The organism is Streptomyces palmae (assembly GCF_004684805.1).
GTDB lineage: Bacteria > Actinomycetota > Actinomycetes > Streptomycetales > Streptomycetaceae > Streptomyces > Streptomyces palmae.
Genome location: NZ_SRID01000124.1, coordinates 1 through 16973, shown reverse-complemented (window position 1 = coordinate 16973; position 16973 = coordinate 1). Strand labels below are relative to the sequence as shown.

The following is a 16973-nucleotide window of genomic DNA, read 5'->3' as shown; positions in this document are numbered from 1 at the left end:
GTGGGTGCGGGTGAGCAACGAGTGAGCAACGGGTGAGCGTTCTGCTGTGGCTGCGGGTCCGTTGTGGCTGATCGCGCAGTTCCTCCCCCAGACTCCGTCCGGGGGGACCCCCAGCGCCCCAAAGCTTTGGGGCGCGGGGAACTCCCGGCGAAGCCAGGGGGAGTGCCCCACCCCCAGACTCCGTCCGGGGGTGCCCCCAGCGCCCCTTTGGGGCGCGGGGAGCTGCCGCAGGGCGTGTCCGGGATGTGGACGGTGGGGTGCGGGCCGCTGATCGTTTGGCATAATGCCGCCCAGGTCACGAGTGACAGCGACTACGGCCCCGGCCCGCTGTCCGGCAACCCTCCGTCCGTGGCGGGGTGCCCCGGGTGATGACCAGGTCGCGGGCAGCAAGGCCCGCGGCAAGCGCGGACCCCTCGCAATCCCCGGGGTCCTGGTCCTCAAGGGAGCCGTCTCGTGAGCAAGCGAATGCGCTAGGGCCTGCTCAGGCCCTGTTCCGCGTACCACCCTTCCTCTTCTTCGCCGCCGCGCGCCCTCTTCCGGCTGCCGCCGTGCGCGCCCTCACGCGGTGAGTTCGCCTGCTGTCCCATGGGAGTTCGCCATGTCCGTCTCCACCGCTGCCACCGAGTCGCCGGTTTGCGCCCCACTGCCCGTTCTGGGGCGAGATGTTCGAGTGCCGCTGGTCACCGGTGAGGAGGTCGTCTACGCCGCCCTGGACTACGCCGCCAGCGCCCCGGCCCTCCAGCGGGTCTGGGACGAGGTCGCCGCCTACGCCCCCTACTACGGCAGTGTGCATCGCGGGGCCGGCTACCTCTCCCAGCTCTCCACCGACCTGTTCGAGGCCAGCCGCCGGGAGGTGGCGGACTTCCTCGGCTGCCGGGCCGACGACCAGGTGGTCTTCACCCGCTCCACCACCGACTCGCTCAACCTGCTGGCCGCCGCGCTCCCCGTCGGGACCAGGGCGTTCGTGTTCGAGACCGAGCACCATGCGGCACTGCTGCCCTGGGGGCGCCGCGCCGACCTGGCGGTGACCTGCCTGCCCGCGCCCCGCTCGCACCGCGAGGCGGTGGAGACCCTGGAGCGCGCCCTCGCCGCCCGAGAGCCCCACGGCCCCGCGCTGGTCTGCGTCACCGGTGCCTCCAACGTCACCGGGGAACTGTGGCCGGTGCGCGAACTGGCCGCCGCCGCTCACGCGCACGGGGCCCGGATCGTGCTGGACGCCGCGCAGTTGGCGCCCCATCACCCGGTGGACACGGCCGGCTGGGACGTGGACTGGGTGGCCTTCTCCGGGCACAAGCTGTACGCGCCGTTCGGGGCCGGGGTGCTGGCCGGGCGGGCGGACTGGCTGCGGGACGCGGAGCCGTACCTGGCCGGCGGCGGGGCCAGCCGCAGCGTGACCCGCCGTGCGGACGGCGGGGTGGACGTGGAGTGGCACACCGGTGCCGCCCGGCACGAGGCAGGATCGCCCAATGTGATCGGGGCGTACGCGATCGCCGCGGCCTGCCGGGCGTTGACCGAGGCCGGGTTCCGGAACCTGGTGGCGCACGAGCAGGACCTGATCGACCGGGTCCGCAAGGGCTTGGCGGAGGTGCCCGGGGTGCGGGTGCTCTCGCTCTTCGACGAGGAGCCGGGCAGCGCGACCCCCTCCCGGGTGGGGGTGATCTCCTTCGTGGTGGAGGGCTGGAACAGCTCGCACTTCGCTGCGGCCCTCTCCGCGGAGTACGGGATCGGGGTGCGGGACGGCCTGTTCTGCGCCCACCCGCTGGTACGCACCCTGCTCGGCGCCGATCCGGGCGAACCGGGGGAGTGCGGCGCCCCCGACGCCCCGGCCGGCGGCAGGAGGCTCGACGCGATCCGGGTGAGCTTCGGCGCGGGCACCCCGCGTGAGCACGTCGAACGGTTCACCGCCGCGGTGCGGGAACTGGTCCGCGACGGCGCGCGGGGGAGCTACCGGACGGAGAACGGCCGCTGTGTGCCGGACTGGGCCGAGCGGGACTGAACAGGCTGGGTGGGCTGAGGGGGCCCACCCAGCCACCGCCGGGCCCGGGGGAGCGCCCGGGCCGGGCTCAGCCCTCCAGGCCGATGGCGAAGGCCGCTTCCAGGTCGTGCTGGGAGTAGGTGCGGAAGGCGACATGGGTCTCGGTGGAGGCGACGCCGGGCACCTTGTTGATCCGGCCCGGGATGGCGTCCGCCAGGTCGTCGTGCCGGGCCACCCGGACCATGGCGATCAGATCGTGGGCGCCGGTGACCGAGTACACCTCGCTGACCCCTTCCAGGGAGGCGATCGTCTCGGCGATCTCGGGGATCCGGTCGACGCTGGTCTTGATGAGCACGATCGCGGTGATCACGGTGGACTGTCTCCCTCACTGGGCCCGGGTGCGCTGTTCACTCTAGCGAAGGCGCTCTCCGGCGCCGCGACGCGCCTCCGAACCGTGTCCAGGCGTAGAGGAAGCCCAGGGTGAAGCCCACCAGGTGGGCCAGGTACGCCACCCCGGGCCGGTCCCTGGTCTGCCCGACCGCGAGCCACTGGAGCGCGAACCAGAAGATCAGCACCAGCCAGGCGGGGAACCGCAGCGGCAGGAACAGCAGAAACGGGAAGAGGCTGGTCACCCGCGCCCTCGGGAAGAGCCACAGGAAGGCGCCCAGCACGCCGGAGATCGCCCCGGAGGCGCCCACCAGGCTCTGGGTGGAGCCGGCGTGCGCCGCGGCGTAACCGGACAGTGCCAGATAGCCGGTGACCAGGTAGAACAGCGCGAACCGCAGCCGCCCCATGCGCTCCTCGGCCATCGCGCCGAAGACGTACAGGAACAGCATGTTGCCCAGCAGGTGCAGCCAGTTGGCGTGGACGAAGAGTGCGGTGAGCGGGCTGAGCGCCGCGAGACCGGCGCCGTGCCACAGGTCGTACGGCACCACCCCCCAGTGTTCGAAGTAGGCGTGCTGCGCCTGCCGCAGCCGTTCGCCGGTGCCGTAGCGGGGGTCGAGTCCGGAGGCCGGCCCCAGCAGGAAGACCAGCGCGCAGCCGCCGATCAGGGTGTACGTCACCAGGGGACGGACGGGAGCTGCGGGCGTCTCGATCATGGGCAGATGATGGCGTACCGGGCGGAACCTGCACAGAGCGCCTCGCCCTCCCGTCGCCCACCGCCACCCTCGAAGGAAGCGCTTCGCGCCGCCTCCCTCCTTCCGTCGCCCACCGCCACCCTCGAAGGAAGCGCTTCGCGCCTCCCTCGCGCCTCCCGTCGCCCACCGCCGCCCTCAGCGGAAGCCCTTCGCGCCTCCCTTCCGTCACCCACCACCACCCTCGAAGGAAGCGCTTCGCCACCCTCGGTCGATCGAAGCAAGCGCTCCGCGAGGAGTCCCGCTCTTCCCTGGTAGATGGGCGGTCCCCGGCGCCGGGTGCCCCGCAGGCCGTAGGGTGACAGCACGCGGCATGGCTCACATGCGGCACCCCGAGAACGCGCCGCACCGGCGCCCCGCCCGGCCGGTGCCGATGTGGAACCCGCGCGGACCGGGAAACCCGGAGGAAGTCAGAGAGAGGACGAACGATGGCCGTTCCCCAGCCGACCGACGGGACCCGGTGGCGCTGCACGCTGTGCGGTAACCTCACCCGCTTCGATGTGACCCGCCGGTCCAAGGTCGTCGAGTACGTCCACGTGGATCTCGCGGGGGAGCCGACGGTCGAGGAGCGCAAGGTCGTCGAGGAGCGGATCGAGTCGGTGCGCTGCCGCTGGTGCGACGCGGTCGACCAGGTCGAGCTGGTCGACCGCCCGGGTGCCGGCGCGAGCGCCTGAGAAGGAGCGGTGACAGGTGGTGGAACGGACGGACGGCCCGGAACCGGCCGATGGTGTCGAGCGCGAGGGCGCCGGTGCCGTCGAGTCGCTGGACCGTCCCCTGCCGGAAGGGGTGCGGCGCCGGGTGGTGGCGCTGGTCGCCGAGGCCTTCGGCGGTCTGACGCTCACCGAACTCCCACCGCAGCTGCGGCAGTACGCCCGCTTCACGCCGACCCGCAGGGCCAAGTTCGCCGGTACCGCGATGGCCGCGGCGGTGGAGAGCGCCCCCGTCTTCCGGCAGCGTATCGCCACCCTGCTGCGTGAGGCGCACACCGAACTCGCCGAGGCCATCGAGGGCGGCTCGCCGCCCGCCGCGGCCGATCCGGCCGAGGTGGCCGCGCTCGCCTATGTGCTGCGGCCCGCGGGCTGGGTCAAGCTGGTGGAGGCCGCCGGCGAGGAGGCCCAGCGGGCGCACGCCGAGCGGGTCGGTGAGGAGACCGAGCGCGAACTGGGCCGGCTGCGCGAGGAGCTCGCCCAGGTCCGGGCGCAGGCCCGCGCGGAGGCCGAGCGGGTCCGGGCCGAGCTGGAGGCCGCCCGCAAGGAGGCCGACGGTCTGCACCGCAAGCTGCGCAGCGCGCTCAGCGACGTCAGGCGGGGTGAGGCCGCGCTGCGCAGGGTGGAAGGCGAGCTGGAGTCGGTACGGGCGCTCGGCACCGCCCAGCAGGCCGCGGCGGACGGCGAGGCCCGGCGGCTGCGGGCCCGGCTCGCGGAGGCCGAGTCGGCGCTGGAGGCCAGCCGGCGGGCCGCCCGGGAGGGCCGCAGCGTGGAGGACATGCGGGTGCGGCTGCTGCTGGACACCCTGCTGGAGTCGGCGCAGGGGCTGCGCCGGGAGCTGGCCCTGCCGCCCGCCTCCACCCGTCCCGCGGACACCGTGGACGCCCTGGAGCCGGGGAAGATGACGCCCAAGGACATCGCCCGGCGCGCCCTGTCGGAGACCGATCCGGCGCTGCTCGACCAGCTGCTGGCGCTGCCGCAGGCGCATCTGGTGGTGGACGGCTACAACGTCACCAAGACCGGCTACCCCACCATGCCCCTGGAGAAGCAGCGGCTGCGGCTGCTGGGCGGGCTCGCGGTGCTGGCGGCGCAGACCGGCGCCGAGATGACCTGTGTGTTCGACGGCGCGGAGCTGGCGACCCCGGTGCTGCTGGCGCCGCCGCGCGGGGTGCGGGTGCTGTTCAGCAAGCCGGGCGTCACCGCGGACGAGTTGATCCGGCAGCTGGTGCGGGCCGAGCCGCCCGGTCGGCCGGTGGTGGTGGTCTCCACCGACCGGGAGGTGGCGGACGGTGTGGCGAAGGCCGGCGCCCGCCCGGTGGCATCCGCCCTGCTGCTCAAGCGACTTGCCCGGGTCTAGATCCGGCCCTCCCGTCCGGGGTGTGCCCCGGACGGGAACCGCCCGATTTTGTTACCGCACAGTCAACTCCTGGTCACCGTCTGTACGATGTTGGTAAAAGATGTGTGGCCTGACGATGTTTTTTCCCGACGAGATTTGAAGGGATCACGGGGAGGTCACTAAGGTCGGCGTCGAACCTCCGCGCGGTTGATCATCCATCGGGGATGGCAGTGGGGGTACCGCCGAGTCCGCGGCGTGCCAGCGGAGCCGGGGTCTTGCCCCCACAACACCCGGTAGGCGGCTGGAGGAAGAAGGAGCTCGCCTCCGTGGCGTCCCACCGTCGACCGAAGCAGCCGAGCCGTACCCGGGTGACCGTGCTCACCGCGACCGCCGCAGCTGCCGTGGCGCTCTCCGCCCACGGTGCCAACGCCGCGCCCAAGCAGTCCAAGGAAGAGGTCAAGGCACAGGTCGACAAGCTCTACGAGCAGGCGGAGCAGGCGACCGAGAAGTACAACGGCGCCAAGTCCCGCCAGGAGACGCTGGAGAAGCAGGTCGGCGAGCTCCAGGACAAGGTGGCGCGCGGGCAGGGCGAGCTGAACAAGCTCCGCGACGGCCTCGGCGCGATGGCCACCGCGCAGTACCGCGCCGGCGGCATCGACCCCTCCGTGCAGCTGCTGCTCTCCTCGGACCCGGACGACTACCTGGACAAGGCGTCCGCCCTCGACCAGATCAGCAGCAAGCAGGCCAGCTCGCTGCGGAAGATCGGCGAGAAGCAGCGCACCCTCCAGCAGCAGCGCACCGAGGCCTCCACCAAGCTCAAGGACCTGGCCGCCACCCGCAAGTCGCTCGGCGAGAAGAAGACCGAGATCCAGGGGAAGCTCGCCAAGGCGCAGCAGCTGCTGAACACCCTCTCCGCCAAGGAGCGCGCGGAGCTGGCCGCCAAGGAGCAGCGTGCCAACCGCTCCTCCAGCGAGCGGGTGGACCTGGGCAGCGACGCGCCGACCTCCAACCGCGCCGCCGCCGCGCTGGCCGCCGCCAAGACCAAGATCGGCGCCCCGTACGTCTGGGGTGCGACCGGCCCGAGCTCCTTCGACTGCTCCGGCCTGACCTCCTGGGCCTACGCGCAGGCGAACGTGCAGCTGGACCGCACCTCCCAGGACCAGGCCAACAACGGCACCCGCATCGGGCGGAGCGAGCTCAAGCCCGGCGACCTGGTGCTCTTCTACAGCGACCTGCACCACATCGGCCTGTACGCGGGCAACGGCCAGGTGCTGCACGCCCCGAAGCCCGGCGCCAACGTGCGCTACGAGTCCATGGACAACATGCCGTTCATGTTCGGCGTCCGGATCTAAAGGCCCAGCGCCCCGCGAGACGCCCGTCCGGGCGAATCCGCGTCGCCCCCAGCCACCCCTCGCCCCGCCGGTGACCTGCGTCTCGGGCGGGGCGTCGGTTTGTGTGCACGGCGCCCGCGCTTGGACCTGGGCGTAGCCGTGCGACTACTCTCTGCGCTCAGTCCTCCCCGAGCAGTCGAGCAGTGGAAGGAGTGCGGCGTCCCGTGGCATCCCATCGCCGTCCCTCAGCCCGCTCCGGCGTCGGTCAGGCGGCGCGGGTGACCGCCGTGTCCGCGGCCGTGTCCGCGGCCGCGGCGCTCGCGGCCTGCCCGGCCTCCGCCGAGCCCGCCGTCCCCGGCGCCGGTGCGCCCTCCGCCCAGCGCACGCTGGCCCGCCTCTACACCCAGGCGGAACGCGCCACCGAGCGCTACAACGCGGCGGACGAGCGCGCCACCCGGCTGCGCCGTGAAGTGTCCCTGCTCCAGGACGAGGTGGCGCGCGGTCAGGAGCGGGTCAACCGGATGCGGGACGCGCTGGGCGCCCTGGCCGGGGCGCAGTACCGCTCGGGCGGAGTGGACCCCGGTGTGGCCCTGCTCCTGTCCGCCGACCCGGACAGCTACCTGGACCGGGCCGCCACCCTGGAGCGGATCGGCCACCAGCAGTCCGGCGGGCTGCACCTGCTGCGCGGCGCCCTGCACGCCCTCCAGCGGCAGCGCGCCGAGGCCGGCGGCAAGCTGTCCCAACTCGCCGACAGCCGGGCCGCGGCGGCCCGCCACAAGCGGGCCGTGCAGCGCCGGCTGGCCGCCGCCCGCCAGGTGCTGGACGCGCTCCCCGCGGCCGAACGGGCCGCCTACACCCTCGGCGGCGCCCAACCGGTGCCCGCCCCGCCCGGCCTGGCCGCGACCGAGGGCCTGAGTTCCCGGGGCGCCGCGGCGCTGCTGGCCGCGCGGCAGGCGGTCGGCGCGCCGTACGCCTGGGGGCGCAGCGGGCCCGGTGCCTTCGACTGCTCCGGGCTGACCCAGTGGGCGTACCGCCGCGCCGGGGTGGAGATCCCCCGCACCTCGCAGGCCCAGCGGTTCGCCGGCCGCCAGGTCCCGCTCTCCCAGGCGCGCCCCGGCGACCTGGTGGTCTACCGCTCCGACGCCAGCCATGTGGCGATCTACGCGGGCCGCGGCCAGGTGATCCACGCACCCCATCCGGGGGCGCGGGTGCGCTACGACCCGGTGGGCATGATGCCGATCGCCTCGGTCACCCGGCCGTAGGCCCGGGCGGGGGACCGGCTTTCGGTGCGGGGACCGGATCCGGACGAGATCCCGCACCGGGCACGGCCGGCCACCGGCGGCTCGTACGATCTAGGGCGTGGCAGGTCAGCGGTGGTGGACGGGTGGATGGCGGGCGGCGCGGGGTCCGGTGCTGAGCTGTGTGCTGCTCGCCGCCACCCTCACCGGATGCGGTGACCAGTCCGCGGAGACCCCCGACCGGGCGGACATCCAGCGGATGCTGGACCGCCGGGCCGCGGCGGTACGGGACAAGGACGCCGCCGCCTTCCTGGCCACCGTGGACCCCGGCACCCAGGGCTACCGCGCCGGCCAGCGCCGGGTCTTCGGCAACCTGGCCAAGGTGCCGCTGCGCAGTTGGAGCTACCGGCTCGGCGAGACCGGCGGCTTCCGGCCGGTCGCCGGCCCGGGCCACCGGATCGCCGCCCGGGTCGAACTGCGCTACCGCATCACCGGATACGACACCGTGCCGGTGGTCAGCAGCCAGTACCTGACCCTGGTCCGCCGCTCCGGGCACTGGTACGTGGCCGCCGACGGCGGCCGGCGCGGCGCCCCCCAGCAGCTGTGGGACCAGGGCACGGTACGGGTGGTGCGCGGCCGGCACAGCCTGGTGCTGGGGGTCGGACAGGACCCCACCCGGCTGCGCGCCATCGCCCGCACCGCCGACACCGCGGTGCCCGCCGTGGCCGGGGCCTGGGGCGAGAGCTGGGCGGGCCGGGTGGTGGTCCAGGTGCCCTCCTCGCTGGACCGGATGGCGGCACTGCTGGGCGCGGACTCGGCATCCGGCTACCGGGGGATCGCGGCGGTCACCACCGGCGAGGTGGGCGGCGCCGGGGCCGCGCCCGCGGACCGGGTGATCGTCAACCCGGAGGCGTACCCGGTCCTCGGCGACCTGGGCCGCCAGGTGGTGATGACCCATGAGGCGGCGCATGTCGCCACCCGCGCCTACACCACCGAGTCCACCCCGCTGTGGCTCTCCGAGGGCTTCGCCGACTGGGTGGCCTACCGGGACACCGGCCGCACCCCGCGCGACATCGCGCCCGAACTGGCCCGCGCGGTGGACGGGGGCGAACCGCCGCTGGAACTGCCGCGCACCGAGGACTTCCGCTTCGGCACCGACCCGGACGCGCTGGCCCGGGCGTACGAGGAGGGCTGGCTGGCCTGCCGGATGATCGCCGACCGCTGGGGCGAGCAGAAGCTGGTCGACCTCTACCGGGCCGTCGGCACCGGCCCCGCCAGGGACCGGACGGACGCGCTGAACGCGGCGCTGCTCACGGTGCTGAGAGTGGAGCCGGGGCAGTTCCGGCTGCTGTGGCGGGCCTATGTGGCGCAGGCGCTGAGCGAGAACTGACCTCGGGATGCCTTGAGACGGCGTGGCGCGTCACTCGCCGCCGGCGCCGGCCTCGGATGCCCGTGCGGCCGCCTCCAGAGTGCGCAGGGTCTCGGCCAGCCAGGCCTTCTCCTCGGTGCCGGTGGCGCGGGCGATCCGCAGCATGCCCTGGCGGAAGACGTCCGGCTCCTGCTCCGCCCGCACCGGGGTGCCCTCGCGGTAGAAGAAGCTGGTCGGCATCTCCAGGAACTCCTGCCGGCGGCGCAGCACCGCCGCCTGTTCGGCGGGGTCGGGCAGATGCCGCAGGAACGCCAGCAAGGTGAAGAACCGCTGGCCGTCGGTGATCTCCGCGTCCTTGGGGGCGCGCAGCCGGTCCAGCAGTGCCGCGCGGCCGGCCTCGGTCAGCGACAGCACCCGGCGCGGTGCGGCCCCCGCCCCCGGGTCGGTGTGCTGTTCCAGCAGGCCGTTCCTGGCCAGGCGGTTGATGGCCGGGTAGAGCGCGCCGTCGCTGACCGGGCGGACGTGTCCGCTCAGGCCCTTGATGCGCTCCTTCAGCTCATAGCCGTGCAGCGGCTCCTCGTACAGGAAGCCCAGGATCGTCAACTCCAGCATGCCCGCCGCCCCTTCGCCCGCCCGGTGCCGCACCGGCACCGCCCTTGCGGCACTGCCGCGGCCATGATACCTCTCAACGCTGTACATCGAATCGAGGTATCGAATCTCGGTGATGAGAGGTAATGAGAGGTAGTGCCATGGCTTCGGACTCCCACCGCACCCGGCTGCTCGCCCTGGCCGGCCCGGTCTATGTCGAACTGCTCGCCGGCGTGGTCACCGGAATCGTCAACATGCTCTGGGTCGCCCGGCTCGGCGGAGCGGCCGTCGCCGCGGTGGCGATCGCCGGCAATGTGGAGAACGTGCTGCTCGGCGTGGCCCTGATGGCCGGCTCCGGCACCACCGTGCTGGTCGCCCGGGCGGTCGGCGCCCGGGACCCGGCCGGGGTGCGCGCCGCGGTCCGCGGCGGCTGGGCGTTGTGCGCGCTGCTCGCCCCGGTGGTGGCGGCCGGCGGCTGGGCGCTGCGCGAACCGCTGGCCCACCTGGTGCTCGGCGGCGGTTCCGGGAGCCCCGAACTCGCTCTGACCGTTGGCTATTTCGCCATCTCACTGCCCGGTATGGCGGTGTTCTTCGCCCAGAACCAGCTGGACGGCGTGCTCAAGGGCGCCGGCGACACCCGCACCCCGATGCGGCTCGCCCTGCTGGCCAACGGGCTGATCCTGGTGCTGGACCCGCTGCTGATCTTCGGCCCGGCGGCACTGCCCGAACTGGGGGTGCGGGGCGCCGCGCTCGCCACCGTGCTGGGGCGCTCGGTCGCACTCGCCGCCGGCTGGCTGGCGCTCCGCCGCAACCCGGTGCTCCGCCAGGCGCGTCCGGCGCGGCCCGCGCACTCCCTGCCCACCGGGCTGCGGCGCACGGTCGCCACCGGGCTGCCGATGTCCGGTGACTTCCTGGTACGGATGACCGGCTCGCTGGTTCTGGTGGCGATCGTGGCCCGGCTCGGCACCACCGCCATCGCCGGCTACGGCATCGCCACCAAGGCGATGTACCTGGCCACCATGGGCTTCTACGCGATACGCCAGGCCGCCGCCATCCACACCGCGCACCACCTCGGCGCCCGCGCCGCCGCGCAGGCCGGCCCCGAGCACCCTGACCGCCCCGATGAGCGTCCCGCCATCGGACGGCAGGCGCTGCTGCTGGGCGCCGGGTTCGGCGCGGGTGCGGCCCTCGCCCTGCTGCTCCTGGCCCCCTGGGTGATGCGGGCCTTCGGCGCGGCGCCCGAGGTGGCCGCCGCCGGAGCGCTCTACCTGCGCTGCCTGGGCCCGTACCTGACCCTGCTGGCCTGCTATATCGCACTCGGCGGAGTGTTCGAGGCGAGCGGCGCCAGCCCGCGGCTGATGCGCGTCACCCTGGTCGGGGTGGCGGTACAGCTGCCGCTCGCCCACGCGTTCTCCGGACTCGGGCTGCCCGGGATCTGCCTGGCGATGGCGCTGAGCGCGGCACTCCAGTGCGCCGCCGTGCTCGGTATGTTCCGGTGGCTGCCACGGCACCCCGAGCCGACCGGACGCCTTCGCGGCAGGCATCACGACACGTCGGGCGCCCCCTCCTGGACGGCGTCCTTGGAGTGATCCTTAAGCGGCGGCCCGCAGCGCCGCTTCGACCCGGCGGTTGCTGGTCATGGACACCGTGACGGCGGTCATCGCCAGGAGGAGGACGCCGGCGGCGTAGAGCGGGGTGCGGACGTCGCGGGTGGTGGCCAGCCAGCCGCCGAGGAAAGGCCCCGACGGGGGCTGCGCACATGGCCGGCATGTGGGAGGTGGAGGCGACCCGGCCCATGAGGTGGGCCGGGACGATCGCCTGCCGGAGGGAGGGCCCGAGCACCATCGTGGCGCCCATGCCGGTCCCGCAGACGGCGAGCGCCAGCCCGGCCACGTACGGGTTCGGGGCGGCGGCCAGGCCCAGGATGGCAAGTCCTTCGACGGCGGCTGTGCAGGTCAGTGCGGTGCCGGTGCCGAGCCGTCGGCCAAGGGAGGAGGCGATGCCCGCACCGAGCAGGCCGCCGGCGGCCTCCGCCGTGAGAAGCAGGCCGAAGCCGTAGGTGTCGATGCCGAGGCGGTCGTGCGCGAAGAGGGCGAGGACGGTCTCCACCGCGAGGAAGGCGACGTTCCCGGCCGCCGGGCGGAGCCGAGCCCGCCGAGGCCGAGCAGGAAGGCGACGGCCGCGAGCAGCGGAATGCCCAGGGGGCCGAGCGGCCGGGCCTGCCCGGTGGGCGGCGCCCGGCCTCGGCGACCCGTACCGGGTACTGTCGGCGGCGATGCACAAGACCCTGATCGTCACCAACGACTTCCCGCCCCGTCCGGGCGGCATCCAGTCGTTCCTGCACAACATCGCGCTGCGCCTGGACCCGGCGAAGATCGTCGTCTACGCCTCCACCTGGAAGCGCGGCCGGGAGGGCGCCGAGGCCACCGCGCGGTTCGACGCCGAGCAGCCGTTCCAGGTGGTCCGGGACCACACCACGATGCTGCTGCCCACCCCGCGGGTCACCCGCCGGGCCGCCGGGCTGCTGCGCGAACACGGCTGCCGCTCGGTGTGGTTCGGGGCCGCCGCCCCACTCGGCCTGATGGCCCCGGCGCTGCGCCGCGCCGGCGCCGCCCGGCTGGTCGCCACCACCCACGGCCACGAGGCGGGCTGGGCCCAACTGCCCGCCGCCCGCACCCTGCTGCGCCGCATCGGAGAGGGCACCGACACCATCACCTACCTGGGCGAGTACACCAGGTCCCGGATCGCCGGCGCACTCACCCCGGCCGCCGCCGCCCGCATGGTGCAGCTCACCCCCGGCGTGGACGAGAAGACCTTCCACCCGGACTCCGGCGGGCACGAGGTACGGGCCCGGCTCGGCCTGACCGACCGCCCGGTGGTGGTCTGCGTCTCCCGGCTGGTGCCCCGCAAAGGCCAGGACACCCTGATCCGGGCCATGCCGCGGATCCTGCGCGAGGTCCCGGACGCGGTGCTGCTGATCGTCGGCGGCGGACCGTACGCCGACGAGCTGGCGAGGCTCGCGACACGCACCGGGGTCGCCGGTTCGGTGCGCTTCACCGGCGAGGTGCCCTGGGCGGAGCTGCCCGCCCACTTCGGTGCCGGCGACGTCTTCGCCATGCCCTGCCGGACCCGCCGCGGCGGACTGGACGTGGAGGGGCTCGGCATCGTCTACCTGGAGGCCTCGGCCACCGGACTGCCGGTCGTCGCCGGCGACTCGGGCGGCGCCCCGGACGCGGTCCTCGAGGGCGAGACCGGCTGGGTGGTGCCCGGCGACTCCGTGGCGGAGAGCGCCGAACGGATCACCGCCCTGCTGCGCGACCCGGAGCTGCGCCACCGCATGGGGGAGCGGGGCCGGGCCTGGGTGGAGGAGCGCTGGCGCTGGGACCTGCTCGCCGATCGGCTCAAGCAACTGCTGTGACCCTGGGCGCCCGTCCCCGGCACCGGGCCGGTACCGCGCCGGAGCGGTCAGGGCCTGCGGAGCTGGAGCGGCCGGAGCGCTCAACGCGCGCGGAACCGGAGCGGCTAGGGCCTGCCTAACCGGAGCGGCCAAGGCTGGGCGCCGGTCCGTGCCCCATCCCTGAAGGGCGCTCAGGTCACCAGTGGCGGAAGGCGGGTGACGGCTCCGCCGGAACCCTCACCCGCCCTCGTCCGCAGCCGAAACGCCCCGGGGCCGTGCTCGGTGCACGGCCCCGGGGCGTACGGATGCTCAGCGCTGGTAGATCGCCTCGATGTCGGCCGCGAAGTCCTTGGCCACCACGTTCCGCTTGAGCTTCAGCGAGGGCGTCACATGCCCCGAGTCCTCGGTGAACTGGCTGGGCAGGATGCGGAACTTGCGCACCGACTCGGCCCGCGAGACCGCCGCGTTGCCGTCGTCCACCGCCTCCTGGATCGCGGCCAGCAGGTCCGGGTCCTCGCGCAGCTCGGCCGCGGTGGTACCGGCGGGCTTGCCGTGCTCCGCCAGCCAGCGCGGCAGGAACTCCTCGTCGATGGTGACCAGCGCGCCCACGAACGGCCGGCCGTCGCCGACCACCATGCACTCGGCGACCAGTGCGTGCGCCCGGATCCGGTCCTCGATGACCGCCGGGGCGACGTTCTTGCCGCCCGCCGTCACCAGGATCTCCTTCTTCCGGCCGGTGATGGTGAGGTAGCCGTCCTCGTCCAGGGTGCCGACGTCACCGGTGTGGAACCAGCCGTCGGACAGCGCCTCCGCGGTGGCCGCCGGGTTGTTCCAGTACTCGGTGAACAGGTGGTCGCCGTGGAGCAGCACCTCGCCGTCGTCCGCGATCCGCACCACCGTGCCCGGCATCGGCTGGCCCACCGTGCCGATCTTCTGGCGGTCCCAGGGGTTGAAGGTGGTGGCCGCGCAGGACTCGGTCAGGCCGTAGCCCTCCAGCACCGTGAAGCCGATGCCGCGGTAGAAGTGCCCCAGCCGGGCGCCCAGCGGGGCACCGCCGGAGATGGCGTGGGTGGCCCGGCCGCCCAGCACCGCGCGCAGCTTGCTGAACACCAGCCGGTCGAAGATCTTGTGCTTGATCCGCAGCCCCAGCGACGGGCCGGAGGCGGTGTCCAGGGCCTGGCTGTAGGCGATGGCCGTGTCGACGGCCTTGTCGAAGATCTTGCCCTTGCCGTCCGCCTGCGCCTTGGCCCGCGCCGCGTTGAAGACCTTCTCGAAGACCCGCGGCACGCCCAGCACCAGCGTCGGCCGGAAGGAGGCCAGCTCGTCGGTGAGCGTCTTGATGTCGCCCACGTGCCCCAGCTTGATCGGGGCCAGCACCGCCGCGATCTCCACCAGCCGGCCGAAGACGTGCGCCTCGGGCAGGAACAGCAGGATCGACGCCTCACCGGTGCCGAAGATCGGCTTGAGCCGGGCCACCGCGTTGCCGCACTCGGCGAAGAAGCTGCGGTGCGAGAGCACGCAGCCCTTGGGGCGGCCGGTGGTGCCCGAGGTGTAGACGATGGTGGCCGGCGAGTCGGCGTTCGCCAGCGAGCTGCGCTCGTCCACCAGCGCGTCCGACACGTCGGCGCCGGCGGTGGTGAGCTGCTTGATCGCGTCGCCGCCCTCGATCCGCCAGAGGTTCTTCAGCGCCGGCAGGCTGTCCCGGATCGACTCCACCGAGGTCTCGTGGCCGGTGGTCTCCACCACGCAGGCGACCGCGCCCGAGTCGCTGAGGATCCACTGGATCTGCTCGGCCGAGCTGGTCTCGTACACCGGCACGGTGATCGCGCCCGCGCTCCAGATGGCGAAGTCCAGCAGAGTCCACTCGTAGCGGGTGCGGGACATCAGCCCCACCCGGTCGCCCGGCTGGACCCCGGAGGCGATCAGGCCCTTGGCGGCGGCGCGCACCTCGGCGAGGAACTGGGTCGCGGACACGTCCTGCCACTGACCGTCGACCTTGCGGCCGACGACCGCCACATCGGGATGCTGGGCGGCGTTGCGGCGGATGAGGTCCGTCAGGTTGCCATCGGCCGGGACCTCGTAGAGGGCCGGAAGGCTGAACTCGCGCAAGACTGGTGCTCCTCGTCGGGCGCCGGCGCCACGACTCTGTGGGCTGTGCGTCGGCTGCGGTCCATGATCAGGCAATGGGGGTGGTGGACGGCCCGGTACGTTACCCATCGGTATGGGTTCCGGGATAGGGGTTCGTCCCCAGATGTTTTATGTGTCACACACCGCGACTCTGCTCTGCGAAGCGTAGTCGAGATGACCGGTGACTCGGAAGTAACCGCAGGTAGGGGCCCTTCCGGCAGCCGCGTGCGACCACTTAAGGTGATCAGCATGCGCCGCCATCGTGTTCACGTGGTCAGTGACGTACACGGCAACAGCCGGGACCTCGCCCTCGCCGGCGAGGGCGCCGATGCCTTGATCTGCCTCGGTGACCTCGTACTTTTCCTCGACTACGCCGATCACTCGCGCGGCATCTTCCCCGATCTGTTCGGCGTCGCCAACGCGGACCGGATCGTGGCGCTGCGCACCGCCCGCCGTTTCACCGAGGCCCGCGACTTCGGGCGCGCCCTGTGGGCCCGGCTGGAGGAGGCCCAGGGAGTCGACGGCGGACGGGAGGCCGTCATCGAGAAGGCGGTGCGCAAGCAGTACGCCGAACTCTTCGCCGCCTTCCCCACGCCGACGTACGCCACCTACGGCAATGTCGACATCCCCCGGCTGTGGCCGGAGTACGCGGCCCCGGGCACCTCGGTGCTGGACGGGGAGCGGGTGGAGATAGGCGGCCGGGTCTTCGGCTTCGTCGGCGGCGGACTGCGCACCCCGATGCGCACCCCCTACGAGATCGACGACGAGACCTACGCCGCGAAGATCGCCGCCCTGGGCGAGGTGGACGTGCTGTGCACCCACATCCCCCCGGACGTCCCCGAGCTCTGCTACGACACCGTCGCCCGCCGCTTCGAACGGGGCAGCTCCGCCCTGCTCGACGCCGTCCATACCCTTCGCCCCGCCTACCACCTCTTCGGGCATGTCCACCAGCCGCTCGCCCGCCGGATGCGGATCGGTGCCACCGAGTGCGTCAACGTCGGCCACTTCGCGTCGACCGGAACACCCTGGGCCCTGGAGTGGTGAGCCGCGCGCGGTAGCCTGCACCAGCAGGCACAGCAGTCGGCGGGACGGTACGAAGGAGCCACGGGGATGGCGGAACACACCAGCTCGAGCATCACGATCGAGGCGGCACCGGCCGACGTGATGGCGGTGATCGCCGACTTCGACCGCTACCCGGAATGGTCGGGAGAGGTCAAGGAGGCCGAGGTCCTGACCAAGGACGAGCAGGGCCGCGCCGAGCAGGTGCGGATGCTGCTGGACGCCGGCGCCATCCGGGACGACTACACCCTCGCCTACACCTGGACCGGCACCGACCAGGTCAGCTGGTCCCTGGTCAAGTCCCAGATGCTGCGCGCCCTGGACGGCTCCTACACCCTGGCCCCGGCCGCGGGCGGCAGGCACACCGAGGTGACCTACCAGCTCACCGTGGACGTCAAGATCCCCATGCTCGGCATGATCAAGCGCAAGGCCGAGAAGGTCATCATCGACCGTGCCCTGGCCGGCCTGAAGAAGCGGGTGGAGGCCTCCCGGCCGGGGGTCTGACGAATCGGTTGGGGCCGGTCCGGCGCCGTGCTTCCCGAGGGCCGGCCGGCCGGGGTGCCTTCCGGGGACTGACGGTTCGGCTTGGGACTGCGGGTTCGTTGTGGCCGGTCCGCCGTTCTCCCCAGACCCCTCCTCCAGACTTCTCCCCCCAGACTTCTCCCCCAGACTTCGTCCGGGAGGTGCCCCCAGGAGGTGCCCCCAGGAGG

General features: G+C 73.3%; 14 protein-coding genes, 1 pseudogene and 1 riboswitch. Of the genes and pseudogenes, 10 read left to right on the top strand and 5 right to left on the bottom strand.

Going from position 1 to position 16973, the window contains the following annotated elements; all coding sequences use genetic code 11:
* Positions 1-293: 293 nt before the first annotated feature.
* Positions 294-411, top strand: a riboswitch (SAM riboswitch).
* Positions 412-598: 187 nt separating this feature from the next.
* Positions 599-1996 carry an aminotransferase class V-fold PLP-dependent enzyme gene (locus E4099_RS15305; protein WP_135339604.1) on the top strand — a complete coding sequence of 466 codons (1398 nt, stop codon included), beginning with the start codon at positions 599-601 and terminating at the stop codon, positions 1994-1996.
* Between the two features lie 67 nt (positions 1997-2063).
* Here E4099_RS15305 and E4099_RS15300 read toward each other — a convergent pair whose 3' ends face one another.
* Positions 2064-2345, bottom strand: a complete 282-nt coding sequence (locus tag E4099_RS15300) for an Lrp/AsnC family transcriptional regulator (RefSeq protein WP_135339603.1) — start codon at positions 2343-2345, stop codon at positions 2064-2066.
* 37 nt (positions 2346-2382) lie between these two features.
* Complete coding sequence (locus E4099_RS15295; RefSeq protein ID WP_135339602.1) at positions 2383-3075, bottom strand: rhomboid family intramembrane serine protease; 693 nt, start codon at positions 3073-3075, stop codon at positions 2383-2385.
* 464 nt (positions 3076-3539) lie between these two features.
* On the opposite strand from E4099_RS15295, the gene E4099_RS15290 reads away from it, so the two are divergent.
* The 5 genes from E4099_RS15290 (at position 3540) to E4099_RS15270 (ending at position 9113) form a co-directional block, all read left to right on the top strand.
* On the top strand, positions 3540-3785 hold the full coding sequence (locus E4099_RS15290) for a hypothetical protein (protein WP_135339601.1): 246 nt from the start codon (positions 3540-3542) through the stop codon (positions 3783-3785).
* Positions 3786-3804: 19 nt separating this feature from the next.
* The gene (locus E4099_RS15285; RefSeq protein ID WP_135339605.1) at positions 3805-5175 is read left to right on the top strand and encodes an NYN domain-containing protein; all 1371 of its coding nucleotides are present in this window, start codon (positions 3805-3807) and stop codon (positions 5173-5175) included.
* A 305-nt stretch (positions 5176-5480) separates the two neighbouring features.
* Positions 5481-6506 (top strand): C40 family peptidase, encoded by a 1026-nt coding sequence (locus E4099_RS15280; protein ID WP_135339600.1) that lies wholly within the window; start codon positions 5481-5483, stop codon positions 6504-6506.
* Between the two features lie 203 nt (positions 6507-6709).
* Positions 6710-7747: a C40 family peptidase gene (locus E4099_RS15275; protein ID WP_135339599.1), complete on the top strand. Its 1038-nt coding sequence runs from the start codon at positions 6710-6712 to the stop codon at positions 7745-7747.
* Between the two features lie 97 nt (positions 7748-7844).
* Positions 7845-9113, top strand: coding sequence for a gluzincin family metallopeptidase (locus E4099_RS15270; RefSeq protein ID WP_209446627.1), 1269 nt, complete (start codon positions 7845-7847; stop codon positions 9111-9113).
* Positions 9114-9143: 30 nt separating this feature from the next.
* Here the strand turns inward: E4099_RS15270 and E4099_RS15265 are convergent, their stop codons facing one another.
* The gene (locus tag E4099_RS15265) at positions 9144-9704 is read right to left on the bottom strand and encodes a PadR family transcriptional regulator (RefSeq protein ID WP_135339598.1); all 561 of its coding nucleotides are present in this window, start codon (positions 9702-9704) and stop codon (positions 9144-9146) included.
* Positions 9705-9841: 137 nt separating this feature from the next.
* Here E4099_RS15265 and E4099_RS15260 point away from each other — a divergent pair, with 137 nt between their 5' ends.
* A complete protein-coding gene (locus E4099_RS15260; protein ID WP_135339597.1) occupies positions 9842-11269 on the top strand; it encodes an MATE family efflux transporter in 1428 nt (475 codons plus the stop codon).
* Here the strand turns inward: E4099_RS15260 and E4099_RS15255 are convergent.
* Positions 11224-11825, bottom strand: a pseudogene (locus E4099_RS15255) (MFS transporter); the annotation flags it as partial. The gene E4099_RS15260 and the pseudogene E4099_RS15255 overlap by 46 nt on opposite strands.
* A gap of 130 nt (positions 11826-11955) precedes the next feature.
* Between E4099_RS15255 and E4099_RS15250 the strand changes: the two are divergent.
* Positions 11956-13098 carry a glycosyltransferase family 4 protein gene (locus E4099_RS15250; protein WP_135339596.1) on the top strand — a complete coding sequence of 381 codons (1143 nt, stop codon included), beginning with the start codon at positions 11956-11958 and terminating at the stop codon, positions 13096-13098.
* A gap of 288 nt (positions 13099-13386) precedes the next feature.
* On the opposite strand, the gene E4099_RS15245 is transcribed toward E4099_RS15250, so the two are convergent.
* The gene (locus E4099_RS15245; protein ID WP_135339595.1) at positions 13387-15186 is read right to left on the bottom strand and encodes an AMP-dependent synthetase/ligase; all 1800 of its coding nucleotides are present in this window, start codon (positions 15184-15186) and stop codon (positions 13387-13389) included.
* Between the two features lie 267 nt (positions 15187-15453).
* Here E4099_RS15245 and E4099_RS15240 point away from each other — a divergent pair, with 267 nt between their 5' ends.
* Both E4099_RS15240 and E4099_RS15235 read left to right on the top strand, forming a co-directional pair.
* Positions 15454-16248, top strand: a complete 795-nt coding sequence (locus tag E4099_RS15240; protein ID WP_135339594.1) for a metallophosphoesterase family protein — start codon at positions 15454-15456, stop codon at positions 16246-16248.
* 66 nt (positions 16249-16314) lie between these two features.
* On the top strand, positions 16315-16767 hold the full coding sequence (locus E4099_RS15235) for an SRPBCC family protein (protein WP_135339593.1): 453 nt from the start codon (positions 16315-16317) through the stop codon (positions 16765-16767).
* Positions 16768-16973 lie beyond the last annotated feature (206 nt).